Genomic DNA, 25437 nt, shown 5'->3' on the forward strand with positions numbered 1-25437 from the left:
CCACCGGCTCCCTCAGCTCGCAAGCTCGCTCAGGGAACCCTGCCGGCGTGGGCCCTTACCGGCCCTAGCCCGCGGGCGCCACGGCTTCCCAGTCCACGGTCAGCTCGCCCAGGCGCCACCGCGCCGGGCCGTCCTGGACGGGCCAGCCGCCGTCGCGCAGTGCACGGCACATCGCCGTCCAGCGCTGCCGGTTCCCGAACGAGGCCAGCGGCGCCGCCTCAAGCCAGGCCTTGTCCAGCGCTTGCAGGTAGGCATGGATTTTCTCGCCAGGCACATTCCGGTGGATGAGCGCCTTTGGCAGCCGTTCGGCGATCTCCGAGGGCAGCTCGAAGCCGCCGAAGCGCATGGACAGCCCCAGGCTCAGCGGCCGCACGTCGTCGAGCGCCACCCAGGTGACCCGGCGTCCGATCTCGTCGCAGGTGCCGTCGATGAAAAGGCCGCCCGGGGCCAGCCGGGCCTGCACCAGCCGCCAAATGGCGGGCACATCCGTCTCCTCGTACTGCCGCAGCACATTGAAGGCCCGCACCAGCACCGGCCGGCCCGGCACCGGGAGTTCGAATCCGCCCAGCTGGAAGCTGAGCCCGGGACGCTCCAGCGCCTTGGCCTGCCGGACCCGCTCCGGCTCGATCTCAATCCCTACCACGCGCACGTCGGGCCGGATGGCGGAGAGGCGTTCGAAGAGTTCGACGGCGGTGGCCGGGGAGGCACCGTAGCCGAGGTCGACGACGAGCGGGTCCGTGGCGCCGCGCAAGCGCCAGGCCTGCGGCCCGGTGAGCCAGCGGTCGACCCGCCGCATGCGGTTCGGGTTGGTGGTTCCGCGGGTCACGTTGCCCACGGGCCGGCCCGCTCGGGTGCCTCCGCCCGTCCCGCCCTGGGTCCCGTTACGGGTCCGGGGGGACACCACGCGCTCAGCCTTCTGCACCACACGCCAAGCCTATCCTCCGAGGCGGGGTGAGCCGCGGTCCATGCCGGGTCCGGGGATGGGCCGCAGTGGACCCCGCGTCGCTGTAACAGCCGTGGGTGTAACGCTCGGCACGGTCCGTGACCGCTCGGCTAGGATGAAAAGCATGACTTACAAGCTGATTCTGCTGCGCCACGGCCACAGCGAATGGAACGCCAAGAACCTGTTCACCGGCTGGGTGGACGTCGACCTGAACGACCAGGGCCGTGCCGAGGCGGTACGCGGCGGCGAGCTGCTGGTGGAGAACAACATCCTCCCGGACATCCTCTACACTTCCCGCCTGAAGCGGGCCATCAACACCGCGAACCTCGCGCTGGAGAAGGCGGACCGCGGCTGGATCGACGTCAAGCGCGACTGGCGCCTCAACGAGCGCCACTACGGCGCGCTGCAGGGCAAGGACAAGGCCCAGACTCTGGCCGAATACGGCGAGGAGCAGTTCATGACCTGGCGCCGTTCCTACGACACCCCGCCGCCGCCCCTCGCGGACGACTCGGAGTTCTCCCAGGTGGGGGATCCGCGCTACAAGGATCTCGGCGACGCGGTGCCGCGTACCGAGTGCCTCAAGGACGTCCTGGTCCGGCTGCTGCCCTACTGGGAATCGGACATCAAGGAAGACCTCAAGGCCGGCAAGACCGTACTGGTCACCGCCCACGGCAACTCCCTGCGCGCGCTGGTCAAGCACCTTGACGGCATCAGCGACGAGGACATCGCCGGGCTGAACATCCCCACCGGCATCCCGCTCGTCTACGAACTGGACGAGAACTTCAAGCCGCTGAACCCGGGCGGCACCTACCTCGACCCCGAGGCTGCCGCCGAGTCCATCAAGGCAGTGGCAAACCAGGGCAAGAAGTAACGCCTTTCGCGCTTCGGATACGACGACGGCGGCCGGTCACCCCCAAGGTGACCGGCCGCCGTCGTACCCGCTGCTTTTGGGACGGCAGGGCCGTCAGCTGTGCTCGATGCTGGTCGGGTGCCACGCGCCGGTGACCAGGTAGGTGACCTTCTGCGCGACGGAAACGCCGTGGTCCGCGAAGCGCTCGAAGTAACGGCTCGCCAAGGCGACGTCCACGGTGGTGGTCGCGGATTCCGCCCAGTCGCTGCGCGCGATCGCCTTGAAGACGCTCAGGTGCAGGTCGTTGACGGCGCTGTTGGCCTTGAGGATGTCGCGGGCCACCTCAAGGTCGCGGGTCTCCAGCAGCACGGTGAGCTTCTCCGCGATCTCCAGGTCGTGCTTGGCGAAGCTCTTGAAAGTCTCCTGCAGCTGCTGCGGAACCACGTTTGCCGGGTAGCGGAGCCGGGCGAGCTGGGCGATGTGCCGGGCGAGGTCGCCCATCCGCTCCAGCGAGGCGCTCATCCGAAGCGAACCCACGATCATGCGCAGGTCGCTGGCCACCGGGCCCTGCAGGGCGAGGATGTCGATGGCACGCTCGTCGAGGCTGTTCTGCAGGAAATCGATCCGGGCGTCGGCCGCGATGACGTCCTCGGCGAGGTCGATGTCGGCACCCTCGAAGGCTGTTGTAGCCTTCTCGAAGGCCTCGCTGACGAGCTTCGAAATTTCGACGAGCTGCTCACCGACTTGGGCGAGCTCTTCCTGAAAAACCTTACGCACGGGTGCGTCCTTTCCTCGGAAACATTGCCGGGCACCTCGGCGCCCGGCCGTTTCGTTTCACCGTAGCGGCGTTCAACCTGCCACCCTTCCAGCCTCCGGTGAACTGTTACGCCTCAATAGGTGAACGTTAGCTGAACCAGAGCCGCAATCGCACAAGTTTTCGATTTCCGGCCTGCCGCAGCGCATAAGCTGGAGCCGTGGATCCAATGCTCATCGGTGTGATCGCGGGCCTGGTCGGCCTGTCGCTCGGCATATTTGGCGTGCTCGCCTTCCGGATCAGTGAGCAGCAGCGCAAAATCAGCGACGTCGAGACCGGCGATCCCTCGCTGCCGGAGGGCGCCGCCGAGGTGCTTGCCGTCGTGGGGCGCGCCTTCGTGGTGGTGGACGCGGTCGACGGCGTCGTTCGCGCCAGCCCGGCCGCCTACGCCTACGGCCTGGTGCGGGGGCACACCGTGGTGCACCAGCAACTGCTGGAAATGACCGGCAAGGTCCGGCGCGACGGTGTGATCCTCGAAAAACAGCTTGAGCTGCCGCGCGGCCCGCTGGGCCAGGGAACCATCGTGGTGCAGGTCCGCGCAGCCATGCTCGGCGAGGAATATATCCTGCTGCTCGCGGACGACCGCACCGAGATCACCCGCACCGAAGAGATCCGCAACGACTTCGTCGCCAACGTCTCGCACGAGCTCAAGACCCCAGTCGGCGCCATCTCGCTGCTGGCCGAAGCGCTGGAAGCCTCGCCCGACGACGAGGAAGCCGTCCGCCGGTTTGCCAAGCGCATGCACAAGGAATCCACCCGGCTGGCCGCGCTCGTGCAGGACATCATCGAACTTTCCCGGCTGCAGGGGGCCAACGTGGCCCAGCAGGCCCACCCCGTGGACATTAACAAGGTGGTGGCCGAGGCCGTGGACCGGTCCCAGCTGCCGGCCGAGAGCAAAAACATCGAGATCGTGGTGGGCGGCCGGACCGACGCGATGGTCTACGGCGACCAGGACCTGCTCGTGACGGCGCTGCGCAACCTGATCGACAACGCGATCCGGTACTCGCCGGAGAACACCCGGGTGGGCGTTGGCGTGCGGGCCCGGGACGGCCTGGTGGCCGTCTCCGTGACGGACCAGGGCGAGGGACTCAGCCCCGAGGACCAGGAACGCGTCTTTGAACGCTTCTACCGCGTGGACTCCGCCCGCTCCCGCCACACCGGCGGCACCGGCCTTGGCCTAAGCATCGTCAAGCATGTGATGGCCAACCACGGCGGCGAGGTGACGCTGTGGTCCCAGCCCGGGCAGGGTTCCACCTTCACCATCCGCCTCCCGGAGATGGAGGGTCAGGACGAGCCTGCCGCGGATCCCCGCCGGTCCGCGCCAAATGCACGACACGATCGACGCGACGCCGCCGGCGTCCATGAACAAGGAGCTAGCGCTTGAGCCGGATTCTTATTGTCGAGGACGAGGAATCGTTCAGCGACCCCCTCTCCTACCTGCTGGGCAAGGAAGGATTCGAGGTGGAGGTCGTGGACAACGGCCTCGACGCCATCACCGAATTCGACCGCAACGGCGCCGACCTGGTCCTCCTGGACTTGCAGCTGCCCGGCCAGTCCGGGACTGAGGTGTGCCGCCAGCTGCGCCAGCGCTCCTCCGTCCCGGTGATCATGCTGACCGCCAAGGATGCCGAAATCGACAAGGTGGTGGGTCTTGAGCTGGGCGCCGACGACTACGTCACCAAGCCCTATTCCTCCCGGGAGCTGGTGGCCAGGGTCCGGGCCGTGCTGCGCCGCCACGGCGAACCCGAGGAGCTGGTCTCCAGCACCGTCCAGGCCGGGCCGGTGCGGATGGACATTGAGCGGCACGTGGTCAGCGTGAACGGCGAACAGGTGTCGCTGCCGCTCAAGGAATTCGAGCTGCTCGAGATGCTGCTGCGCAACTCCGGCCGGGTTCTCACCCGCGGACAGCTCATCGACCGGGTCTGGGGCTCCGACTATGTCGGCGACACCAAGACCCTGGACGTGCACATCAAGCGGCTGCGCAGCAAGATCGAGCCCGACCCCTCGGCGCCGCGGTACCTGATCACGGTCCGCGGGCTGGGCTATAAGTTCGAGCCCTAGGCGGCAGGCGCCCGGGCGACGTCAAGGCCACGGAACGCGAAAGGAGGGGCACCCGGTATGGGTGCCCCTCCTTTCGCGTACCGGAGTGTTACGGAGTCGGAGTTTCCGACGGAGTCTCCGAGGGGGTTTCCGACGGAGTCGACGACGGCGTGGCCGTACCCGAGGCGGTGCTGGAGCTGGTGGGCTCGGCGGTGGGCAGGTACTTCTTGTAGTCCGTGATCGTGGCGTCCAGGACGGGCATCTTGAACTTGGCGTCCAGGTTGGTGCCGTCTTCGCGGATCGTGACCTCCACCAGGGAGCCGGGCTTGCCGCCGGAGGTGCTGAGGATCGCCGGGTCGGCGGAATCGTTCAGCAGGACGTAGGAGTTCTTCTTGACCGGAACCTGGGTCTGGGATCCGCCGGCGCCGTTGATGGCGAGCGTCACGTCATTGGCGGAGGTGTTGTACACGGCGCCGATGACGCGGCCCGGCTTGTCCTCGCCGTCGGAGACGATCATCATGTTGCGGAGCTGGAGCGGTCCGAGGTCGGTCCGGGTCCCGTCCGACGCCGAGTACTGCTCAGTGGTCTGCTGGGCATTGATATAGCCGCAGCCGGTCACCGACAGCAGGCCAATGCCAAGTGCAGCCGTTGCCATTGCCAGCTTGCCGCGCCGGCCCCGGGTCATCGCAGTGAAACGCACGTCACGCACTCCTTGAGAGTCTTGAAACATTATTCAGCCATAGCCTATCCGTAATGGAGCGCAAACGCGGATTCGGGGGAGTACACAAAGGCGCCCGCAGGGAGCCGGGACCGCCAGCCAGGCCGGCTGCGGGCCCGGCTGCCAGCCGGCCTGCCAGCCCGGCCGCCGACCCGTCCGAGGCCCTCCGGCGTCGAACCGGGAGGCTCTTGGCAGCGGGTGCCCAATGCACTATTATCCGCATCCGTCAAGGGTTTTAAGGAGCCGATTCGGGCCATTTTCCGCGGATTTACGCGGTTTCGGGGCACGATCCATGGCAGTTGTATGCCTTAATCGTGATAAACTGGTCTGCGGGAAAGGGGAATGTCCACATGGTTTTTGAGGTCGGCGAGACAGTAGTTTACCCTCACCACGGTGCAGCCAAAATTGAAGAAATCAAGATGCGCACTGTCAAGGGCGAAGAGAAGATGTATCTCAAGCTCAAGGTGGCTCAGGGTGATCTGACCATTGAAGTTCCAGCAGAAAACGTTGACCTTGTTGGGGTCCGGGACGTAGTGGGCAAGGAAGGCCTGGAGCACGTATTCGACGTGCTGCGGGCCGAGTTCACTGAAGAGCCCACCAACTGGTCGCGTCGTTACAAGGCAAACCTGGAGAAGCTTGCTTCCGGTGACGTCATCAAGGTGGCAGAGGTCGTCCGCGACCTGTGGCGCCGTGACCACGACCGGGGTCTCTCCGCAGGGGAGAAGCGCATGCTGGCCAAGGCCCGCCAGATTCTGATCTCAGAACTGGCACTGGCTGAGAAGACTGACGAAGAGAAGGCCGCAAGCGTTCTCGACGAAGTCCTGGCTTCCTAACTAAGAATCGAACCCCGGTGGCGTTACGGCCGCCGGGGCTTCTTTTTGCCCAAAACCAGTCCGGTATGGCGTCGGGACGTAGTCTTGTCCGCATGAACACTGCATCGACAGCTCACGTCACAGCGGTCATCCTCGTCGCCGCCGGATCCGGCCAGCGCCTGGGCTACGGCATGCCGAAAGCCAAGGTGCCGCTGGGCGGCGACAGCATCCTCATGCACGCCCTGCGGGGTGTAGCCGCGGCCGGCATTGCCCGGCAGATCTGTGTCGCCATCCCGCCGGGGGACACTGAACTCCGGGCCCAGTGCGAGACCTTCACCGCGGAACTGCATGCCGAACACCGCCGCACCGCCGCGCCGGGAGCAGCCGTGCAGCTCCCCGACGTGACCATTGTCGACGGCGGGGCCAGCCGCGCCGAGTCCGTGCGCGCCGCACTTTCCGCGCTCTCGCCGGGCACACAGTCCGTCCTCGTCCACGACGCCGCCCGGGCGCTCACCCCGGAAGCCGTCTTCCACCGCGTGGCCGCCGCACTCACCTCCGGCGCCGTCGCCGTGATCCCCGTGATCCCGGTCGTGGACACCATCAAGACGGTGGACCCAACCTTCGGCGACGACACCGACATCGCCCCTGAAGTGGTCACCGGCACCGCCCCCCGGGAAATGCTGCGCGCTGTCCAGACCCCGCAGGGCTTCGACCTCGCCACCCTGCTGGGCGCTCACGAAGCAGCCGCTGGATTCGACGCCGCCCAAGCCGCCGCCGTCACGGACGACGCGATGCTGGTGGAACTGCTCGGCGTCCCCGTGTACGCCGTGCGGGGCGCCAGCCAGTCGCTGAAGATCACCACGCCGCTGGACCTGATCCTTGCCGAGGGACTGCTCGAAGGTCCCTTGGGCGCGCGCTGGGTGGAGGGCTAAGAGTGGACGGGAACCGGCCGCAGCAGCCCGCACCGATGATTCCGCGGACCGGGATCGGCATCGACGTCCACGCCTACGCCCCCGAGGACGCGCCCCAGCCGCTCTGGCTCGGCGGCCTGCTCTGGGAGGGCGAACGGGGGCTCGCCGGGCACTCCGACGGCGATCCTGTGGCGCATGCCGCCGCCGATGCCCTGTTCTCCGCCTGCGGGCTCGGCGACCTGGGGACTCACTTCGGTACCGACCGGCCCGAATACGCCGGCGCCTCCGGCGTGACGCTGCTGGCCGAGGCGGCCCGCATCGTCCGCGCCGGCGGCTTTGAAATCGGCAACATTGCCGTGCAGTTCGTGGCGAACAGGCCCAAGTTCGGTCCCCGGCGGGAGGAATCCCAGCGGGTCCTCAGTGCTGCCGCCGGCGCGCCCGTGAGTGTCTCGGCCACCACCAGCGACGGCCTTGGCTTCACCGGCCGCGGCGAAGGGATCGCCGCCACGGCCACCGCCCTGGTCTACCCGGCCGTCTAAGGCCGGCCGAGCCGGGCGGGTCAATCGGGCCTACGCTTAAGGGACATCTTCCTCCGCCACTGTCAGGAGACCTCCCGTGAAAAAGCTGCTTCCCGTCGTCGTCGTTCTAGCCGGAACGCTGCTGTCCGGGTGCGCCGGCGCCGCGACGCCGCCCCCTACCACCACGCCCCGGATGAGCGTTGAGGAAAGCTGCAAGTTCCTCACCACAGACACCTTCGTGCCCAAGGGGAGCGACAAGGAAAAAGCCACCCAGATCGGCCAGCACTACCAGGAAGTCGCGGACAAGGTGGCCCCGGAAGTCTCCGAACCGATCCAGAAGATGGCCGACATCATGAAGCAGGTTGGAGCCAGCCCCACCGGCAGGCAGACCTCCGAGCAGCTGACGCAGCTCCGGCAACAGATGGACCAGATCGGCGTGCACTGCAAGTAGCCAGCCGGGCCGGTTCCCGGGCATCGGCTAATCTGGAGCGGTGACCCTGCGCTTTTACGACACTGCTTCCGCCGAAGTCCGCGACTTCGTCCCCTTGGTTCCCGGCAACGTGAGCCTGTACTACTGCGGCGCCACGGTGCAGGGCATGCCGCACGTTGGGCACATCCGTTCCGCGATCGCCTTTGACCAGCTCACGCGCTGGCTGCAGTACCGCGGCTTCCGGGTCACGGTGGTCCGCAACGTTACCGACATTGACGACAAGATCCTGGCGAAGTCGGCGGAATCGTTTGCCCCTGATTTCGAGGGCGAGCTGGGCGCTGTCCGCGAGGAGGAATGGTGGGCCCTGGCCTACCGGTACGAGCAGGAATTCCTCAAGGCCTACGACACCCTCGGCGTCTCCCGCCCCACCTACGAGCCGCGCGCCACCGGCCACATCCCCGAGATGCACGCCCTGATCCAGCAGCTGATCGACCGCGGTCACGCCTACCCCGCGCTCGACGATTCCGGCGACGTGTATTTCGATGTGCGCTCCTGGGCAAAGTACGGTTCATTGACCCGGCAGAAGCTCGATGACATGCAGGGAGCTCCCGACGCCGACCCCCGGGGGAAGCGGGATCCGCGCGACTTCGCGCTCTGGAAGGGCCACAAGGAAGGCGAGCCGGCGACGGCGGCCTGGGCTTCGCCGTGGGGCGCCGGACGGCCGGGCTGGCACCTGGAGTGCTCCGCAATGGTCACCAAGTACCTCGGCACCGAATTCGACATCCACGGCGGCGGACTGGACCTGCGCTTCCCGCACCACGAAAACGAGATGGCCCAGTCCCAGGCCGCGGGCCACGGCTTCGCGAACTTCTGGATGCACAACGGCATGGTCACCTACGCCGGCGAAAAGATGTCAAAGTCCATCGGCAACACGGTCAGCCCGGCCGAAATGCTGGAACTCGCCTCGCCGCGGGTGGTCCGGTATTACCTCGGCCAGGCGCAGTACCGCTCGGTGCTGGACTACCAGCCCACCTCGCTGAGCGAGGCCGCCGCCGCCGTCGAACGCATTGACGGGTTCATCAGCCGCGCGGTCCGGACCCTTGGCGGCGCCGACGGCGGGGCCCCGGCCAGTTACGGCTTGTTCAGTTACGGCGTCGTCCCGGACGCCTTTGCCGCGGCGATGGACGATGACCTCAACGTCCCGCAGGCCCTCGCCGTCCTGCACGACACCGTCCGGGCCGGCAACACGGCGCTCACCGCCGGCGGGCTCGACGACGCCCGGCAGGCACTGGCCAGTGTCACGGACATGCTGCGTGTCCTTGGTCTCAATGACACGGCGGCCCCGGCAGTCGACGAGCAGGCCAACACTGCCCTCGGGGTCCTGGTCGAGGCCCAGCTCGCGGCGAGGGCCCAGGCCCGCGCCGGTAAGGACTGGGCAGCCTCGGACGCCATCCGGGACACCCTCGCGGCGGCCGGCGTCGTCGTCGAGGACGGCGCGGACGGCGCCAGCTGGAGCCTCAAGCGCGGCTGAACCCGTCCCAACCCGGCGGGGCGAAGCGGGCCGCCAGCGGACGCTGCGGTCGAGGATTTAACGCGAGTCAGTAGACTGGAGTTCAGACTTATCAACGAATCGCGTAGTTAAAAGGGTGAAACTCATGGCCAACAACGGTCGCCGCTCGGTCAAAATGAAGAAGGGCCCCACCGTCGGGACCGGCGGTCACGGCCGTAAAGCCCTCGAAGGCAAGGGCCCCACTCCCAAGGCGGAGGACCGTCCCTACCACAAGGCCCACAAGAGCAAGCAGCTCGCGGAACGCTCCGCAGCCAAGCGCGGAACGGGCACCCGCAACGCCGGCGCCCGCTCGGGCCCGAAGGGACGCGCCACCGAGGAAGTCGTCACCGGACGCAACTCCGTCGTCGAAGCCCTCCGCGCCGGCATCCCCGCCAAGGCCCTGCACGTCGCCATCCGGATCGAAATGGATGACCGCGTCAAGGAATCGCTCAAGCTCGCGGCCGAACGCGGCATTCCGCTGCTGGAAACCGGCAAGCCCGAACTGGACCGGATGACGGACGACGCCATCCACCAGGGCCTCGTGCTGCAGATCCCGCCTTACGAATACCAGGACGCCTACGAGCTGGCCGAAGAGACCATTGCGAGCTGGAAGAAGGGCCACGTCGCCAACGCGCCGCTCTTCGTCGCCCTCGACGGCATCACCGACCCCCGCAACCTCGGCGCCATCATCCGCTCCGTCTCGGCCTTCAGCGGCCACGGCGTGATCGTGCCGGAACGCCGTTCCGTCGGCGTCACCGCCTCGGCCTGGAAGACTAGCGCCGGCGCCGCCGTCCGCGTCCCCGTGGCCCGCGCCGCCAACCTGAACAGCACGCTCAAGGCGTTCAAGAACATGGGCATCTACGTGCTGGGCCTGGACGGCGACGGCGACGTCTCGCTGCCGGACCTCGCCCTGGCCACCGAGCCGGTCTGCATCGTCGTCGGCTCCGAAGGCAAGGGCCTGAGCCGCCTGGTCCGCGAAAACTGCGACCAGATCGTCTCCATCCCGATCGACTCCGCCATGGAATCGCTCAACGCCTCCATGGCCGTCGGCATCTCGCTCTACGAGATCTCCCGTCAGCGGGCCGCCAAGTAACCGACGCTCCCGCACGTTTGGCGGACGGTGGGGCGAACGCTCCCGCACGTTTGGCGGACGGTGGGCGAACGCTCCCGCACCTCGAGTGCGGGAGCGTTCGCATTTAAGCCGCGGGACTTGAGGGAGCGTCTAGAACTTGTGGCGGTTGGCTAGGACCGGGAGCTTGGTGCGGGCGTCGTCGACGACGGCGGGGTCCAGGTCGGCGAAGAGCAGGCCGGGGGCGCCGTCGAGCTCCTGGAGGACCTCCCCAAAGGGCGAGACGACGGCGGAATGGCCGACTCCGGTGGGGGCGGCCCCCTTCGTCTCGAGACCAACGCTGGCCGGGTCGCCCTGGCCGCACGCCAGGACGAATGTGGTGGAGTCCGCGGCGCGGGCCCGGGACAACAGTTTCCACTGCTCGATCTTGCCCGGCCCGGCACCCCACGAGGCGCAAACGATGTTGACCAGGGCGCCGCGCTCCGCGTTCTCCATGAACAGGTCCGGGAACCGGACGTCGTAACAGGTGGCCAGGCCGAAGGTGACCCCGCCGACGTCGAACGTGACGGGTTGGCTGCCGCCGTCCACGGTGTCCGACTCCGCGAAGCCGAAAGCGTCGTAAAGGTGGATCTTGTCGTAGCTAGCGTCCACGCCCGGGCCGGTGACCAGGAGGGTGTTGCGGACCTTGCGGGCGCCGGCGGCGGACGAGCCGGGGGTGAACATGCCGGCCACGATCACGATGCCGAGCTCCGCCGCGATGGCGCGGACCTGTGCGGCCCAGGGGCCGTCCAGGGGTTCTGCGATGTCCAGCAGTGAGTTGCCGAAGGCACGCATCGTCGCTTCGGGAAAGACCACCAGTTCCGCCCCGCCGGCCTTGGCTTGGCGCGCGTAATCCCGCACGAGGTCAAGGTTCCGGTCCGGTTCGCGGCCGGTGATGATTTGAGCCAGTGCTATCCGCACAATTACCTCCAGTTCAGCGCCTACTCCCAGTATGCGGGTCGCTTTGTGAACGGTCTTCGACGCCCCGGGACAAAAAGGGGGACCGTTTGTCATCCCCGGCTAAGCTTTAAGCGATGGTCAAGTCCTATGTAGATCCAGCTACCACCGTAGACGCCTCGCGGCCGTTTCCGCTCGGTGTCAGCGTCCCGCGCACGGGCTCCGCGGCGACGGACGACCCTCGGGGTGCCTTCGCCAATGTAGCCGTCTACGCGCCGGGCGTGGCCAACCTGGACATCGCCTACCAGGCCCCGGGGGGCAGCTGGCAGCTGAAGACCCTGCCCAACGTCACGGACGGCGTCCACCACGGCATCGTCGAGGGACTGCCGGCCGGTTCGCGCTACGGCCTGCGCGCCTCGCCGGAGCCGGAGGCCCTGCCGCTCTCCGTGCCGACGCTGGACTTCGACGCCGACGGCGCGCAGCCGCTGCTGCTGGACCCGTACGGCCGGGGCGTGGACGAACGCGACGACTTCATCACCAGCGTCCGGATGGCCGGCGATTTCGACTGGGGCCTGGACCACGGGCCGCGCACCCCCTGGCGCAACACCATCATCTACGAGGCCCATGTCCGCGGCCAGACCATGCTGCACCCGGACATCCCGGAGAACCTCCAGGGCACCTACGCGGGAATGGCGCACCCGGCCATGGTCGAACACCTGATCTCGCTGGGCGTCACGGCCGTGCAGCTCCTGCCCGTCCACTTCCACATCGACGAGCCGCACCTGCAGAACCTTGGACTGCCCAACTACTGGGGCTACAACACGGCCGCCTTCTTCGCGCCGCACCCCGGATACGCCACTCAGGCGGCCCAGGACGCCGGGCCCCACGCGGTGCAGGACGAGTTCAAGGGCATGGTCAAACTGCTGCACGCCGCCGGCCTTGAGGTGATCCTCGACGTCGTCTACAACCACACTGCGGAAGGCGGCCCGGACGGGCCGACGCTGAGTTTCCGCGGCCTGGGCGAGTTGGAGTACTACCGGCACGACGGCCACGGCAAATACGTGGACACCACCGGCTGCGGCAACACCCTGAACTTCGGTGAGCCCCGGGTGGTGCAGCTGGTACTGGATTCCCTGCGGTACTGGGTGAACGAGTTCCACATCGACGGCTTCCGGTTCGACCTCGCCGTCACGCTGTGCCGCAACGCCAACAACGAGTTCGACCCGCGCCACCCGTTCCTGGTCGCGATCGCCGCGGATCCGGTGCTGTCCGAAACGAAGCTCATCGCCGAACCCTGGGACGTCGGCTACGGAGGCTGGCAGACGGGCCGGTTCCCTGCGGGCTGGGTGGACTGGAACGATCATTTCCGTGACGCCGTCCGCACCTTCTGGCTGGCGGACCGCGCCGCGATCGACGCCGGCGGGCAGGGCGGCTCGGTGGCCCGGCTCGCGGATGCGCTGTCCGGTTCGGCGGGCCTGTTCGCGGTCTCGGGCCGCAGCCGGCTGGCCTCGGTCAACCTCATCACCGCGCATGACGGCTTCACCCTGGCCGATCTGGTCTCCTACGACCGCAAGCACAACGAGGCGAACGGGGAGCAGAACCGCGACGGCCACGGCGACAACCGCAGCTACAACCACGGCTTCGAGGGGCGCACCGAGGACGAGGAAGTCCTCGCGCGTCGTGCCCAGACCAGCCGTAACCTGATGGCCTCGCTGATGATCTCCCAGGGCGTGCCCATGATCACCGCCGGCGACGAGATCGGCCGGAGCCAGCAGGGAAACAACAACGCCTACTGCCAGGACAACCCCATCACCTGGATCGACTGGACCAGCACCCCGGAATCGCACGCCATGCTGCGCAGCACCAAACGCGTCATCCGGCTGCGCAAGGAATTCCTCGCCGGCCAGCCGCACGACTACCCGGCACGGGAACAGCAGTCCTACTTCCACTGGTTCGACGTCCACGGCGAGCCGATGTCCGGAGACCGCTGGCAGGATCCCGGCCACCGGGTGGTCCAGCTCCTGCTAGGGTCCGACGACGGCCGCGTGGACGGCCTCGTGGTGGTCAACGGCGGCGCCCAGGACGTCAAGGTCACCCTTCCCGTCATCCCTGCGGACGACGGCGGCGGCCACCGGCTCTACGAACTCCGGCTGACCACCTCGGAACTCCACGACCGCCGCCAAGGCGTGCGCATCTCCTCCGGCGAGCGGGACGTGGTCCAGGCCAACAGCATCAATATCTACCGCGTCTAGGGTGTCCACACGCCAGGCATGGGGGGAAACACGAATGAACGTCCGGCGGCTCACGGCCCTGCTCGCCGTTCTGCTGGGACTTGTGGCGCTGGCCTTCGTGCTGGCCGGCCTTCCGCAGACCGGCACAGCCCCGCCGGACGGCGGCCGGAGCGGCCCCGCCCCCAGCGCGACCGTCTCCCAAACCCCGACGTCGGGCAGGGCTCCGGCGGCCGGCGTCGCCAATCCCTCCCGACTGCCGGAGATCAAGGCGTCGGACCTGCCGGCCGAGGCGCGGCAGACCCTCGCCCTGATCGCCAGAGGGGGCCCCTACCCCTATTCCCGGGATAATGTCACCTTCGGAAACTTCGAAAGGATTCTCCCGCGGAAAGCCTCCGGATATTACCGGGAATTTACCGTACGGACTCCCGGGGAGTCGGACCGCGGCGCGCGCCGGATCGTGGCGGGTGCGGCCGGCGAAAAATACTACACCGCCGACCATTACGAAACGTTCAAATTCATCGCCGAAGGCAAGTAGGGAAACCATGAAGATTTTTTCCGCCGACACCTGGACCCTTGAAGAACTGCGGGCACAAGTCCACGACGCCGGCCGCCGGGCGCTTGTGATCCCCGCCGCGGACTCCAAGAAGGCCGTGCTGCAGACCTTCGGCGAGGCCCTCGACTTCCCCGAGCACTACGGCGTGAACCTCGACGCCCTCAACGATTCGCTGCACGACTTCGCCGACGCGGTCAGCGACGACGGACAGCGGCCGGTCACCCTGATCTGGCAGGTCCCGGCGGTCTTCCGCGGCGACCGCGCCTTCGGCGTGATCTGCGAAATCCTGCAGGACGCCGAACGCTACGCGGGCAAGGACCTCGCCATCATCGCCGTCTGCCTCTGACGGGCACGGCCGCTTAGCGGAGCTAACAGCTCAGGCGTTGACGATCAGGCCCAGCTCGGCCTTCGACGCCAAACCCTCGTGCTTGGGCAGCACCCGGACGGTGTAACCGAAGGAACCGGAACGGTCGATCACCAGCGTCCCGCTGAACAGGTACCGGCCCTTGCCCAGGTCTTCCACGGACTGCAGCTCCGCCACGGTGACGTCGGTCAGCTCGTCGCTGTCCTCGGCCCGGCCGAAGGCAACCTCCACCGCCACATCCTCCGGCCGCAGCGTGTGGAGCGCCACGTAGGCGTTCACCTGCAGGTCGTCGCCGATCTGCGGGTCCTCGGAGACGCCCACCGAGTCCACATGTTCAACCTGGATCTGGGGCCAGGCAACACGGAGCTGTGAGGACCAGGCGGCAAGCTCCTTCGCTGCGGCGAAGTTGTCCGCCGACGCTTGCCGCCCGGCCACCGCGGCCGGCCGGTAGAGGACGTTGACGTAATCCTGCAGCATCCGGTCCGCGGACACGGCCGGACCGAGGTGCGCCATGGTGTGCTTGATCATCGAGACCCAGTGCGTGGGGACCTTCTGCGCCACGGACTGCGAGGGGCCAGCGGCGCCCGCCTCGTCCGAGACGGTGAGCCCGTAGAACTTCGGCGCCACCTGGCTTTCGAGGAGCTCGTACAGGGCCGAGGCTTCAATGTCGTCGCGTTCCTCCGGGGACGCGTCGTTGTTCGCCGTCGGGATCGCCCAGCCGTTCTCGCCGTCGTACATTTCATCCCACCAGCCGTCCAGCACGGAGAGATTGAGCGAGCCGTTCAGGGCGGCCTTCATCCCGGAGGTGCCGCACGCCTCGAGCGGGCGGAGCGGGTTGTTCAGCCACACATCGCAGCCGGGGAACAGGGTCCGGGCCATGGCGATGTCGTAGTTGGGCAGGAACGCGATCCGGTGCCGGACCGCGGGGTCGTCGGTGAAACGGACCAGGTCCTGGATCATCTTCTTGCCGGCATCGTCCGCCGGGTGCGACTTGCCCGCAATCACCAGCTGGATCGGGTGGGTCTTATGCAGCAGCAGGGCCTTGAGCCGGTCCGGATCCCGCAGCATCAGCGTGAGGCGTTTGTAGGTCGGCACGCGGCGGGCGAAGCCGATGGTGAGGATGTCCGGATCCAGCACCGAATCCGTCCAGGACAGCTCGGCGTCGGCGGCGCCGCGCTTCTTCCAGGCGGCGCGGAGCCGGCGGCGGACGTCTTCGACCAGGGACACCCGCATTTCGCGCCGCAGCGCCCAGAGGGCTTCGTCGCTGACGTTGTAGGCCAGGTCCCAGCGGCCCTCCGTCTCGGCATCGGCGCCGAACTGTTCACGGGCCAGCTGGGACACACGGGGATCCACCCAGGTCGGCACGTGCACGCCGTTGGTTACCGACGTGATGGGCACCTCGGCATGGTCGAACCCCGGCCAGAGCGCGGAGAACATGCCGCGGGAGACGACGCCGTGCAGCTTCGCGACGCCGTTGGCGCGCTGGGCCAGCCGCAGCCCCATCACGGCCATGTTGAAGACGAACGGGTTGCCGTCGGCAAAATCCTCGCGGCCCAGGTCCAAGATCTTTGCGATCGGCACATCGGGGGCCAGGCCCGCGGTGAAGAAGTGCTCGATCTGCGAGGTCTCGAAGCGGTCGATGCCGGCCGGGACCGGGGTGTGCGTGGTGAACACGGTGGAGGCGCGGCCCGCGGTCAGGGCTTCTTCCCAGCTGAGCGGGTGCTCCCCGGACATCAGTTCCTGGATGCGTTCGACCCCCAGGAAGCCGGCGTGGCCTTCATTGGTGTGGAACACCTCCGGCGCGGGGGCGCCGGTCAGCCGCTGGTAGGCCCGCAGCGCCTTGACCCCGCCCATCCCCAGCAGGAGTTCCTGCTGCAGCCGGTGGTCGCCGCCGCCGCCGTAAAGGCGGTCGGTGATGCCGCGCGCCGCGTCGTCGTTGCCCGCCACGTTGGAGTCCAGCAGCAACAGCGGGACGCGTCCGACGTCGGCCCGCCACACGTGCGCCAGCAGGCGCCGGCCGTGGGGGAGCGGGAGGGAAATCTGGATGGGACGGCCGTTGCCGTCCGGGGCCGGCTCGCGGAGCAGGGTCAGCGGCAGCCCGTCCGGGTCGAGGACGGGATAGGTCTCCTGCTGCCAGGCGTCGCGGGACAGGGACTGCTTGAAGTAGCCGGCCTGGTAGAGCAGGCCCACACCGATCAAGGGAACGCCAAGGTCCGAGGCTGCCTTCAGGTGGTCGCCGGCCAGAATGCCGAGGCCGCCGGAATACTGCGGCAGCACCTCGGTGATGCCGAACTCGGGCGAGAAGTAGGCGATGCAGCGGGGCGCGTCCTCGCCCAGACTCTGGTACCAGCGGGGCTGCTCCAGGTAGCGGTCCAGGTCCTCGGCGGCCGCGTGGACACGGCGCACCACGTCCTGGTCCGCGGCGAGGCGCTGCAGCTCTTCCCTGCTGACGAGGCCCAGGAAGGTCACCGGATCGTGCGCGCTCTCGGCCCAGATGGCCGGGTTCAGCTGCTCGAAGAGCTCCCGCGTCGGCAGGTGCCACGACCAGCGCAGGTTGGTGGCGAGCCGCGCCAGGGGCCGGATCGATTCGGGAAGAACAGTTCGGACGGTAAATCTGCGGATAGCCTTCACCAGCGAAACACTAACGGACAACGCAGAGCCCCGGAACAGCTTTGGGTTTCTTTCCGATAAATGTCGGATTGACCTCAGGATTCGCCCAAAAAACTGAGCAGCCTTAGCATTCTGTGCGATTTGTAGATAACGTCGAGGCTGTGACGACTAACTCGCGAACCAGTGCCGTGTCCAAGCAAAAGCCGAAGGCCCTGATCACGGAGGGCCTTAAATTCGGCAGGTTTCCAATCACCGCCGTGCAACCCGCGGTCGAAGACGGAAAGTTCCCCGCCAAGGCAGTAGTCGGCGAGAGCATCGTGGTCGGCGCCACCGCCTTCCGAGAGGGCCACGACATGCTCGGCGTCAGCGCCGTGCTCCTGGACCCGCGGGGTAAGGAGCGGCAGCGCGTCCGGCTGGCCCCGCCGCGCGGGGACCGGGGCAAGGGCACCGACCGCTGGGAAGGCCTGCTCACCCCGTCCGGCACCGGCAAGTGGTCGTTCGTCATCGAGGCCTGGCACGACCGCTACGGCACGTGGCACCACAACGCCGAAGTCAAGATCGAGGCTGGCATCGACGTGGAGCTGATGCTGGCCGAGGGCGCCGCGCTGCTGACGGAGGCCTCCGAGGACGCCACCCGTCCCTCCGCCGACCGGCGGACCCTGCGGATCGCCGTCGTCGGCCTGTCCGATGGTTCGAAGACCCCGGAGGAGCGCCTCGCCGCCGGCTTCAGCGCCGACGTCGCCGGCGTCGTTGCGCGGCAGCCGATCCGGGAACTGGTGACCGTCTCCGAGCCGTATCCGCTGCTGGTGGAGCGCGAGCTCGCCGGCCGAGGCGCCTGGTACGAATTCTTCCCGCGCTCCGAGGGTGCCGTCCGCAACCACGAAACCGGCGAATGGACCTCCGGGACGTTCCGCACCGCCGCGAAGCGCCTCGACGCCGTCGCCGCGATGGGCTTCGACATCATCTACATGCCGCCGATCCACCCGATCGGCACCCAGCACCGCAAGGGCCCGAACAACACCCTGCTGGCCGGCCCGCACGACCCCGGCTCGCCGTGGGCGATCGGTGCGAAGGAAGGCGGCCACGACGCCATCCACCCGGACCTGGGCACCTTTGAGGACTTCGACGCCTTCGTGGCGCGCGCCGGCGAGCTGGGGCTGGAAGTGGCGCTGGACCTCGCACTGCAGGCCGCCCCGGACCATCCCTGGGTGCAGAGCCATCCCGAATGGTTCACCACCCGCGTGGACGGCAGCATCGCCTACGCCGAAAACCCGCCGAAGAAGTACCAGGACATCTTCCCGCTCAACTTCGACAACGACCCGGCGGGCCTGTCCAACGAGATCCTGCGGATCGTCCAGCTCTGGGTCAGCCACGGCGTCAAGATCTTCCGCGTGGACAACCCGCACACCAAACCGGTGTGGTTCTGGGAATGGCTGATCGCCAAGGTCAACAAGAAGAACCCCGACGTCGTCTTCCTCGCCGAGGCCTTCACCCGGCCGGCGATGATGCACGCGCTGGGACGGGCCGGGTTCCAGCAGTCCTACACCTACTTCACCTGGCGGAACACCAAGGAGGAGCTGGAGGAGTACTTCCAGGAGGTCAGCCACGAATCGCCGGCCTACTTCCGGCCGAACTTCTTCGTCAACACCCCGGACATCCTCACCGAATACCTGCAGTTCGGCGGACCCGCGGCGTTCAAGATCCGTGCCACGCTTGCCGCGACCGCCAGCCCGATCTGGGGCGTCTACGCCGGCTACGAACTGTACGAGCACGTCGCCCGGCCGGGCGCGGAGGAGTACATCGACAACGAGAAATTCGAGTACAAGGCCCGCGACTGGGACGCGGCAGCGGAATCCGGCCGCACCCTGGCCCCGTACCTGACGCGGCTCAACGAGATCCGGCACACCCACCCGGCCCTCGGCGACCTGCAGAACCTGACGGTGCACCAGAGCACGGACAACGCCACCGTGGTCTACTCGAAGCACAAGACCCTCCCCGACGGCTCCAAGGACACCCTGATCGTCGTGGTCAACGTGGATCCGCATGGCATCCGGGAGAGCACCGTGACGCTGGACCTGGCGGCGCTGGAGCTGGACCCGGAGGACCTGACGCACAACGGCCGCTTCATCGTCGATGACTTGCTGACCGGCGAAAGCTGGGAATGGGGCGAGTACAACTACGTACGCCTTGACGCACACGTCGAACCCGCCCACATCCTGAGCATCCGGAGGTAGCGCCAGTGAGTTTCAGCCCGAGCAACCCCAACCAGCACTTCACCCCGAAGGGGAATTTCGAACTCAACGCGCCCGGACTCCAGCACGATCCACACTGGTACCGGAAAGCGGTCTTCTACGAGGTCCTGGTGCGTGGTTTCGCCGACGGCAACGGCGACGGCTCCGGCGACTTCCACGGCCTGATCGAGAAGCTGGACTACCTGCAGTGGCTGGGCGTCGACTGCCTCTGGCTGCCGCCCTTCTTCCAGTCCCCGCTGCGGGACGGCGGCTACGACATCTCGGACTACAACTCGGTGCTGGACGAATTCGGCACCATCAGCGACTTCAAGCGGCTTGTTGCGGAGGCCCACGCCCGCGGCGTCCGGGTCATCATCGACCTGCCGCTGAACCACACCTCGGACCAGCACCCCTGGTTCCAGGAGTCGCGCAAGGACCCGGACGGCCCGTTCGGCGATTTCTACGTGTGGAGCGACACGGACGAGAAGTACCAGGACGCCCGCATCATCTTCGTGGACACCGAGGAATCCAACTGGACCTTCGATCCGATCCGCCGCCAATTCTTCTGGCACCGGTTCTTCAGCCACCAGCCGGACCTGAACTTCGAGAACCCCAAGGTGATCGATGCCCTCTTCGACGTCGTGCGGTTCTGGCTGGACCAGGGCATTGACGGCTTCCGCGCCGACGCCATCCCGTACCTCTTCGAGGAGGAGGGCACCAACTGCGAGAACCTGCCGGCCACCCACGAGTTCCTGCGCCAGCTGCGCCGGATGGTCGACGAGAGCTACCCGGGACGAGTGATCATCGCCGAAGCCAACCAGCCGCCGGCCGAAGTGGTCGAGTACTTCGGCACCGAAGAGGAACCCGAATGCCACATGGCCTTCCACTTCCCGATCATGCCTCGGCTGTACTACGCGCTGCGGGACCAGAAGGCGGCGCCCATCATCGAGACGATGAAGGACACCCCCGACATTCCCGAGGGCGCCCAGTGGGGCACCTTCCTGCGCAACCACGACGAGCTGACCCTGGAAATGGTCACCTCCGACGAGCGCGCCGCCATGCTCGGATGGTACGCGCCGGATCCCCGCATGCGCGCCAACATCGGCATCCGCCGCCGGCTGGCCCCGCTGCTGGATAACTCCCGCTCCGAGATCGAACTGATCAACGCCCTGCTGCTCTCGCTGCCGGGCAGCCCGTTCCTGTACTACGGGGACGAGATCGGCATGGGTGACAACATCTGGCTCGAGGACCGCGACGCGGTCCGCACCCCGATGCAATGGAACCCGGACCGCAACGCCGGGTTCTCCCACGCCGACCCGGGCAAGCTGTACCTCCCGGTGATCCAGTCGCTGGTCTACAACTACAGCATGGCCAACGTCGAAGCGGAGGCCGCCCACTCCGGCTCGCTGCTGCGCTGGACACGGCAGATCCTCAGCGTCCGCAAGAACCACCCCGCCTTCGGGCTCGGCTCGTTCCAGCACGTCGAGGCGGACCACGACGTCGTCCTGTCCTACCTGCGCGACCTGCCCGCGGGCAACGCCGCCGGCGAGGACGCAGAGACAATCCTGTGCGCGTTCAACCTGTCCCAGCACCCGGTGGCCACCACGCTGAGGGTGCCGCAGTACGCCGGCCGCGGTCTCCGCGACGTCTTCGGCGGCCAGGCGTTCCCCGCCATTTCCGACGACGGCACGCTGACCCTCACGCTGGGCAGCCACGACTTCTTCTGGCTGCGGATCCGATCGGCCGCATCCAACCCGGCCTCGCCCCACACCCAGGCGATGCCTATCCTGTCCATCGAAGGCTGAAATGACCCGACCCACCCTTTCCCCCGCGCTGGACGCCCTGCTCCGCAGCTGGCTGCCGCGCCAGCGCTGGTTCCCCGTCAAGAGCGCGCACTTCAGCTTCGAACCGGTCGGCCGGGTTCGCCTCGGCGGCGGCCCGGACGCCGGGACGCCGGAGATCGGCGCGGCGCTTGAGGTCCTGCTGCTCGCGGTGACGTACCCGACGGCGGACGGCAACCGCACCGACGTCGTACAGGTGCCGCTCAGCTCCCGCGCCCTGCCGCTGGCCGGCGCGGGGGCCGCCCTGCTCGGGGAGATCCCCGCGGACGGCACGGACGCGGCACACGGCTGGATCTACGACGGCGTGCACGACCCGGCCTTCATCGCGGCCTGGCTTGAACTCATGCGCGAACGCGCCGCCACAACCGACGGCACCGCCGCCGGGCACCTGGTGGAGTCGGATTACCGGCTGCCGTTCGCCACCGGCAAGGTGCGGGTGCTCTCCGGCGAGCAGTCCAACAGTTCCGTCATAGTGGACGACGGCGGCTCCGCGGCGATCCTCAAATTCTTCCGGGTGCTGTCCGAGGGGCAGAATCCCGAAGTCGAGATCGGCGCGGCCCTGACTGCCGGCCGCACCGTGGAGGTCCCGGCCACGCTCGGCTGGGTCACCGGCGAGTGGACCGGCCCCGACGGTGCCGCGACCGCCCGCGGCGAGCTCGCCGTCGCCCACGAATTCCTGGCCGGGGGCCTGGACGCCTGGCGCCTGGCCGTGGACGCGGCCAGCACCGGCACAGACTTCACCGCCGAAGCCCGCGCCCTGGGCGTCGCCACGGCCACCGTGCACCGCCGGCTCGCCGAGGCGCTCGGCACCGCAGCGGAGTCCGTGCCGGGCGGGGACATCGCCCCCGGTGTCGCCCAGCGGGTCCGTCAGTCGTGGGCGGAAGCCGGCGCCGCCGTCGGGCCCTTCGACGACGAACTTGAGGCGCTCCTCGCGCGGCTCGAAGGCAGCAGCGCCGGCCGGCTGCAGCGGATCCACGGCGACCTGCACCTGGGCCAGATCCTGCAAGTTCCCGGCGGCACCGGACAGCCGGCGCGCTGGGCGATCCTGGACTTCGAAGGCGAGCCGCTGCGCCCGATCTCCGAACGCAACTTCCCGGACGTGCCGCTCCGCGACGTGGTCGGCATGCTGCGGTCCTTCGACTACGCCGCCGGCGCCGCCGTGCGCGAGTACGACGACGCCGTCGTCCCCGCGGCCTGGGTGGACGACTGCGCCGAGGCCTTCCTGGCCGGCTACGCGGAAGTCACCCCCGGCACGATCGACCGCGACTCGCCCCTGTTCGTGGCGTTGTGGCTGGACAAAGCTCTTTACGAAGTTGTTTACGAACTACGGAACAGACCGGATTGGCTCGCCATCCCGGTGAATGCGTCCCGTCGTCTCCTCGGCAGTACAGACCCCGGCGTTCCCGCCGAGGCCGCAGCGGAAGGTAACAAAATGACAGGTTCAGCACGTACCGATCGACCCGGAGTCCCGCTTCCCGTGGATGCGGAGACCCTCGCGCGGGTGGCGGCCGGCGAGCACCACGCCCCGCACTCGGTCCTCGGCGCCCACCTCGACGACTACGGCCACGTCACCATCCGCACCGTGAAGCACCTCGCGGAAGCCGTTTCCGTGGTCACCGCGGCCGGCAGCTTCCCGATGTCGCACGAATCCGGCGGCGTGTGGGTGGCCGTGCTGGACCCGCTGGACGAAGGGCACGTGCCGGACTACCGGCTTGAGGTCACTTATGAAGGCCAGGCGCCGCAGCAGGCCGACGAGCCTTACCGCTACCTGCCGACGGTGGGGGAGATCGACCTGCACCTGATCGGCGAAGGCCGCCACGAGCGCCTCTGGGACGTACTGGGCGCGCACGTCCAGCACTACAAGTCCGTCCTGGGCGACGTCGACGGCGTGTCCTTCGCGGTGTGGGCCCCGAACGCCCAAGCCGTGCGGGTCAAGGGCGACTTCAACGGCTGGGACGGCCGGGAATTCTCCATGCGCTCCCTCGGATCCTCGGGGGTGTGGGAACTGTTCATCCCCGACGTTGTAGCAGGGGCGTGCTACAAGTTCGAGATCAAGACCAAGCACGGGCACTGGGTGGAGAAGGCCGATCCGCTTGCCTTCGGCACCGAGGTTCCTCCGCTGACGGCCTCCCGCGTCGTCGAGCCCTCGTACGCCTTCAAGGACGAGGAATGGATGAAGGCCCGCGCGGCCCGGGACCCGCACAACGCCCCTATGAGCGTCTATGAGGTCCACCTTGGCTCCTGGCGGGTCGGGCTCGACTACCGCCAGCTGGCCAAGGAACTTGTGGAGTACGTGAAGTGGCTCGGCTTCACCCACGTGGAGTTCATGCCCGTGGCCGAACACCCCTTCGGCGGATCGTGGGGCTACCAGGTCACGTCCTACTTCGCGCCCACCTCGCGCTTCGGGCACCCGGACGAGTTCCGGCACCTCGTGGACGAACTGCACCAGGCCGGCATCGGCGTACTGCTGGACTGGGTCCCGGCGCACTTCCCCAAGGACGCGTGGGCGCTGGCACAATTCGACGGCGGGCCGCTGTACGAGCACTCGGATCCGAACCTTGGCGAACACCCGGACTGGGGCACGCTGATCTTCGACTTCGGCCGCAGCGAAGTGCGCAACTTCCTGGTCGCCAACGCTCTCTACTGGCTGGACGAGTTCCACATCGACGGCCTCCGCGTTGACGCCGTGGCCTCGATGCTCTACCTGGACTACTCCCGCGAGGAGGGCCAGTGGCAGCCGAACCGCTTCGGCGGCCGCGAAAACCTCGAGGCGATCTCCTTCCTGCAGGAGGTCAACGCAACGGTCTACAAGACGCACCCCGGTGCGGTCATGATCGCCGAGGAATCCACCGCATTCCCGGGGGTCACCGCCCCCACCAGCCAGGGCGGCCTGGGCTTCGGCATCAAGTGGAACATGGGCTGGATGCACGACTCGCTCAAGTACATGGCCGAGGACCCGTTCAACCGGAAGTGGCACCACGGCACCATCACCTTCTCCATGGTTTACGCGTACACGGAGAACTTCCTGCTGCCGATCAGCCACGACGAGGTTGTGCACGGCAAGGGCTCGATGCTGCGCAAGATGCCCGGCGACCGCTGGCAGCAGCTCGCGAACCTGCGGGCATTCCTGGGCTACCAGTGGGCCCACCCGGGCAAGCAGCTGATCTTCATGGGCACCGAGTTCGGCCAGGAAGCGGAATGGTCCGAACAGCACGGCCTGGACTGGTGGCTGGCCGACATCCCCGCTCACCGCGGCGTGCAGCTCCTGACCAAGGACCTGAACGAGCTGTACAGCTCCACTCCGGCGTTGTACGAACGTGACAACGACCCCGATGGCTTCCAGTGGATCAACGGCGGGGACGCGGACCGGAACGTGCTGACCTTCATCCGCCGGGATGCTGACGGCAACGCCCTGGTCTGCGCCTTGAACTTCTCCGGCGCTCCGCACCAGGACTTCCGCTTGGGCGTTCCCGCCGTGGGGGAGTGGCAGGAAGTCCTGAACACCGACGCCGCGGCCTATGGCGGCTCGGGCGTCCTGAACGAGGGCACCCTGACGGCATCCGCTGAAGGCATCGACGGTCAGCCCGCCACGCTTACCGTGACGCTGCCTCCACTGGGGGCCGCTTACTTCAAGGCGCTCAGCTAGTCAGTTGAGGGCATGGCCGTGAAGGCCGGCCTGGTCGGAGGGCCCGGAATCCTTGGGATTCCGGGCTTTTCCGTGTCCTGCGCCAGCCGCCGGTCCGGGGCCGCAGGAGAGGCCACCGGGGCCGCTTTGTCACCCGGCCCAAGTGGTGGTAGAGTTTATTTCCGCGCTGCTCCCCGGAGTTGATCCGCTAAGAAGACCAAGAAGCCTATGGCAAGACTGAGTCGGAAACGCTGATTTGACTAGGGTGAAGCAGGCGGGTAAGTTTGAAAAGTTGCTCCGGAGCGATCCTGGACCGTTGGGTTTGGGTGGTGCCGGGTGTGTCTGTTGTTTGAGAACTCAATAGTGTGCCAAGTTTGTTGATACCAATTTAT

At 67.6% G+C, this 25437-nt stretch carries 20 protein-coding genes; 15 read left to right on the forward strand and 5 right to left on the reverse strand.

Going from position 1 to position 25437, the window contains the following annotated elements:
* Positions 1 to 64: 64 nt before the first annotated feature.
* Positions 65 to 925: a class I SAM-dependent methyltransferase gene (locus HNO80_RS17000; protein ID WP_502707880.1), complete on the reverse strand. Its 861-nt coding sequence runs from the start codon at positions 923 to 925 to the stop codon at positions 65 to 67.
* 142 nt (positions 926 to 1067) lie between these two features.
* On the opposite strand from HNO80_RS17000, the gene HNO80_RS17005 reads away from it, so the two are divergent.
* Positions 1068 to 1814 carry a phosphoglyceromutase gene (locus tag HNO80_RS17005; RefSeq protein WP_175324031.1) on the forward strand — a complete coding sequence of 249 codons (747 nt, stop codon included), beginning with the start codon at positions 1068 to 1070 and terminating at the stop codon, positions 1812 to 1814.
* Between the two features lie 93 nt (positions 1815 to 1907).
* On the opposite strand, the gene phoU is transcribed toward HNO80_RS17005, so the two are convergent.
* Entirely contained in the window at positions 1908 to 2570 is a 663-nt protein-coding gene (gene phoU / locus HNO80_RS17010; protein ID WP_175324032.1) for a phosphate signaling complex protein PhoU, read from the reverse strand.
* Positions 2571 to 2776: 206 nt separating this feature from the next.
* On the opposite strand from phoU, the gene HNO80_RS17015 reads away from it, so the two are divergent.
* Together HNO80_RS17015 and HNO80_RS17020 are read left to right on the forward strand one after the other, a co-directional pair.
* Positions 2777 to 3991 (forward strand): sensor histidine kinase, encoded by a 1215-nt coding sequence (locus HNO80_RS17015; RefSeq protein WP_175324046.1) that lies wholly within the window; start codon positions 2777 to 2779, stop codon positions 3989 to 3991.
* Positions 3988 to 4668, forward strand: coding sequence for a winged helix-turn-helix domain-containing protein (locus HNO80_RS17020; RefSeq protein ID WP_175324033.1), 681 nt, complete (start codon positions 3988 to 3990; stop codon positions 4666 to 4668). Before HNO80_RS17015 ends, HNO80_RS17020 begins: the two co-directional genes overlap by 4 nt.
* Positions 4669 to 4756: 88 nt before the next feature.
* On the opposite strand, the gene HNO80_RS17025 is transcribed toward HNO80_RS17020, so the two are convergent.
* Complete coding sequence (locus HNO80_RS17025; protein WP_175324047.1) at positions 4757 to 5332, reverse strand: hypothetical protein; 576 nt, start codon at positions 5330 to 5332, stop codon at positions 4757 to 4759.
* Between the two features lie 383 nt (positions 5333 to 5715).
* Between HNO80_RS17025 and HNO80_RS17030 the strand changes: the two genes are divergently transcribed.
* From HNO80_RS17030 to rlmB, 6 genes are all read left to right on the forward strand, one after another.
* On the forward strand, positions 5716 to 6198 hold the full coding sequence (locus HNO80_RS17030) for a CarD family transcriptional regulator (RefSeq protein ID WP_026266570.1): 483 nt from the start codon (positions 5716 to 5718) through the stop codon (positions 6196 to 6198).
* Between the two features lie 92 nt (positions 6199 to 6290).
* Complete coding sequence (gene ispD / locus HNO80_RS17035; protein WP_175324034.1) at positions 6291 to 7109, forward strand: 2-C-methyl-D-erythritol 4-phosphate cytidylyltransferase; 819 nt, start codon at positions 6291 to 6293, stop codon at positions 7107 to 7109.
* A gap of 35 nt (positions 7110 to 7144) precedes the next feature.
* On the forward strand, positions 7145 to 7627 hold the full coding sequence (gene ispF / locus HNO80_RS17040; protein ID WP_175324048.1) for a 2-C-methyl-D-erythritol 2,4-cyclodiphosphate synthase: 483 nt from the start codon (positions 7145 to 7147) through the stop codon (positions 7625 to 7627).
* Between the two features lie 76 nt (positions 7628 to 7703).
* Positions 7704 to 8057, forward strand: a complete 354-nt coding sequence (locus HNO80_RS17045; protein WP_175324035.1) for a hypothetical protein — start codon at positions 7704 to 7706, stop codon at positions 8055 to 8057.
* A gap of 40 nt (positions 8058 to 8097) precedes the next feature.
* On the forward strand, positions 8098 to 9567 hold the full coding sequence (gene cysS / locus HNO80_RS17050; RefSeq protein ID WP_175324036.1) for a cysteine--tRNA ligase: 1470 nt from the start codon (positions 8098 to 8100) through the stop codon (positions 9565 to 9567).
* 124 nt (positions 9568 to 9691) lie between these two features.
* Complete coding sequence (gene rlmB / locus HNO80_RS17055) at positions 9692 to 10678, forward strand: 23S rRNA (guanosine(2251)-2'-O)-methyltransferase RlmB (protein WP_175324037.1); 987 nt, start codon at positions 9692 to 9694, stop codon at positions 10676 to 10678.
* A 129-nt stretch (positions 10679 to 10807) separates the two neighbouring features.
* On the opposite strand, the gene HNO80_RS17060 is transcribed toward rlmB, so the two are convergent.
* On the reverse strand, positions 10808 to 11614 hold the full coding sequence (locus tag HNO80_RS17060) for a carbon-nitrogen hydrolase family protein (protein ID WP_175324038.1): 807 nt from the start codon (positions 11612 to 11614) through the stop codon (positions 10808 to 10810).
* A gap of 113 nt (positions 11615 to 11727) precedes the next feature.
* On the opposite strand from HNO80_RS17060, the gene glgX reads away from it, so the two are divergent.
* The 3 genes from glgX to HNO80_RS17075 are packed head-to-tail and all read left to right on the forward strand — an operon-like array spanning position 11728 to position 14720.
* A complete protein-coding gene (gene glgX / locus HNO80_RS17065; RefSeq protein ID WP_175324039.1) occupies positions 11728 to 13842 on the forward strand; it encodes a glycogen debranching protein GlgX in 2115 nt (704 codons plus the stop codon).
* A gap of 34 nt (positions 13843 to 13876) precedes the next feature.
* A complete protein-coding gene (locus tag HNO80_RS17070; RefSeq protein ID WP_175324040.1) occupies positions 13877 to 14356 on the forward strand; it encodes a guanyl-specific ribonuclease in 480 nt (159 codons plus the stop codon).
* Positions 14357 to 14363: 7 nt separating this feature from the next.
* The gene (locus HNO80_RS17075) at positions 14364 to 14720 is read left to right on the forward strand and encodes a barstar family protein (protein WP_175324041.1); all 357 of its coding nucleotides are present in this window, start codon (positions 14364 to 14366) and stop codon (positions 14718 to 14720) included.
* A 30-nt stretch (positions 14721 to 14750) separates the two neighbouring features.
* Here HNO80_RS17075 and glgP read toward each other — a convergent pair whose 3' ends face one another.
* Complete coding sequence (glgP, locus tag HNO80_RS17080) at positions 14751 to 17369, reverse strand: alpha-glucan family phosphorylase (protein WP_175324042.1); 2619 nt, start codon at positions 17367 to 17369, stop codon at positions 14751 to 14753.
* A gap of 140 nt (positions 17370 to 17509) precedes the next feature.
* Between glgP and HNO80_RS17085 the strand changes: the two genes are divergently transcribed.
* From HNO80_RS17085 to HNO80_RS17095, 3 genes are read left to right on the forward strand one after another with little or no spacing between them, the layout of a single operon-like run.
* On the forward strand, positions 17510 to 19582 hold the full coding sequence (locus HNO80_RS17085; RefSeq protein ID WP_349627386.1) for an alpha-1,4-glucan--maltose-1-phosphate maltosyltransferase: 2073 nt from the start codon (positions 17510 to 17512) through the stop codon (positions 19580 to 19582).
* 5 nt (positions 19583 to 19587) lie between these two features.
* Positions 19588 to 21384 carry a maltose alpha-D-glucosyltransferase gene (gene treS / locus HNO80_RS17090; RefSeq protein ID WP_175324043.1) on the forward strand — a complete coding sequence of 599 codons (1797 nt, stop codon included), beginning with the start codon at positions 19588 to 19590 and terminating at the stop codon, positions 21382 to 21384.
* Position 21385: 1 nt separating this feature from the next.
* The gene (locus tag HNO80_RS17095; protein ID WP_175324044.1) at positions 21386 to 25066 is read left to right on the forward strand and encodes a 1,4-alpha-glucan branching enzyme; all 3681 of its coding nucleotides are present in this window, start codon (positions 21386 to 21388) and stop codon (positions 25064 to 25066) included.
* Positions 25067 to 25437: the final 371 nt, after the last annotated feature.

Source organism: Arthrobacter sp. C9C5 (assembly GCF_013359735.1).
GTDB lineage: Bacteria > Actinomycetota > Actinomycetes > Actinomycetales > Micrococcaceae > Arthrobacter.

Coding starts and splice junctions, on each gene's coding strand:
- HNO80_RS17095 (WP_175324044.1), top strand. CDS start 21,386: ATGACCCGACCCACCCTTTCCCCCGCGCTGGACGCCCTGCTCCGCAGC.
- HNO80_RS17005 (WP_175324031.1), top strand. CDS start 1,068: ATGACTTACAAGCTGATTCTGCTGCGCCACGGCCACAGCGAATGGAAC.
- ispF (WP_175324048.1), top strand. CDS start 7,145: ATGATTCCGCGGACCGGGATCGGCATCGACGTCCACGCCTACGCCCCC.
- HNO80_RS17025 (WP_175324047.1), bottom strand. CDS start 5,332: ATGACCCGGGGCCGGCGCGGCAAGCTGGCAATGGCAACGGCTGCACTT.
- HNO80_RS17075 (WP_175324041.1), top strand. CDS start 14,364: ATGAAGATTTTTTCCGCCGACACCTGGACCCTTGAAGAACTGCGGGCA.
- HNO80_RS17030 (WP_026266570.1), top strand. CDS start 5,716: ATGGTTTTTGAGGTCGGCGAGACAGTAGTTTACCCTCACCACGGTGCA.
- ispD (WP_175324034.1), top strand. CDS start 6,291: ATGAACACTGCATCGACAGCTCACGTCACAGCGGTCATCCTCGTCGCC.
- glgX (WP_175324039.1), top strand. CDS start 11,728: ATGGTCAAGTCCTATGTAGATCCAGCTACCACCGTAGACGCCTCGCGG.
- rlmB (WP_175324037.1), top strand. CDS start 9,692: ATGGCCAACAACGGTCGCCGCTCGGTCAAAATGAAGAAGGGCCCCACC.
- HNO80_RS17015 (WP_175324046.1), top strand. CDS start 2,777: ATGCTCATCGGTGTGATCGCGGGCCTGGTCGGCCTGTCGCTCGGCATA.
- HNO80_RS17070 (WP_175324040.1), top strand. CDS start 13,877: ATGAACGTCCGGCGGCTCACGGCCCTGCTCGCCGTTCTGCTGGGACTT.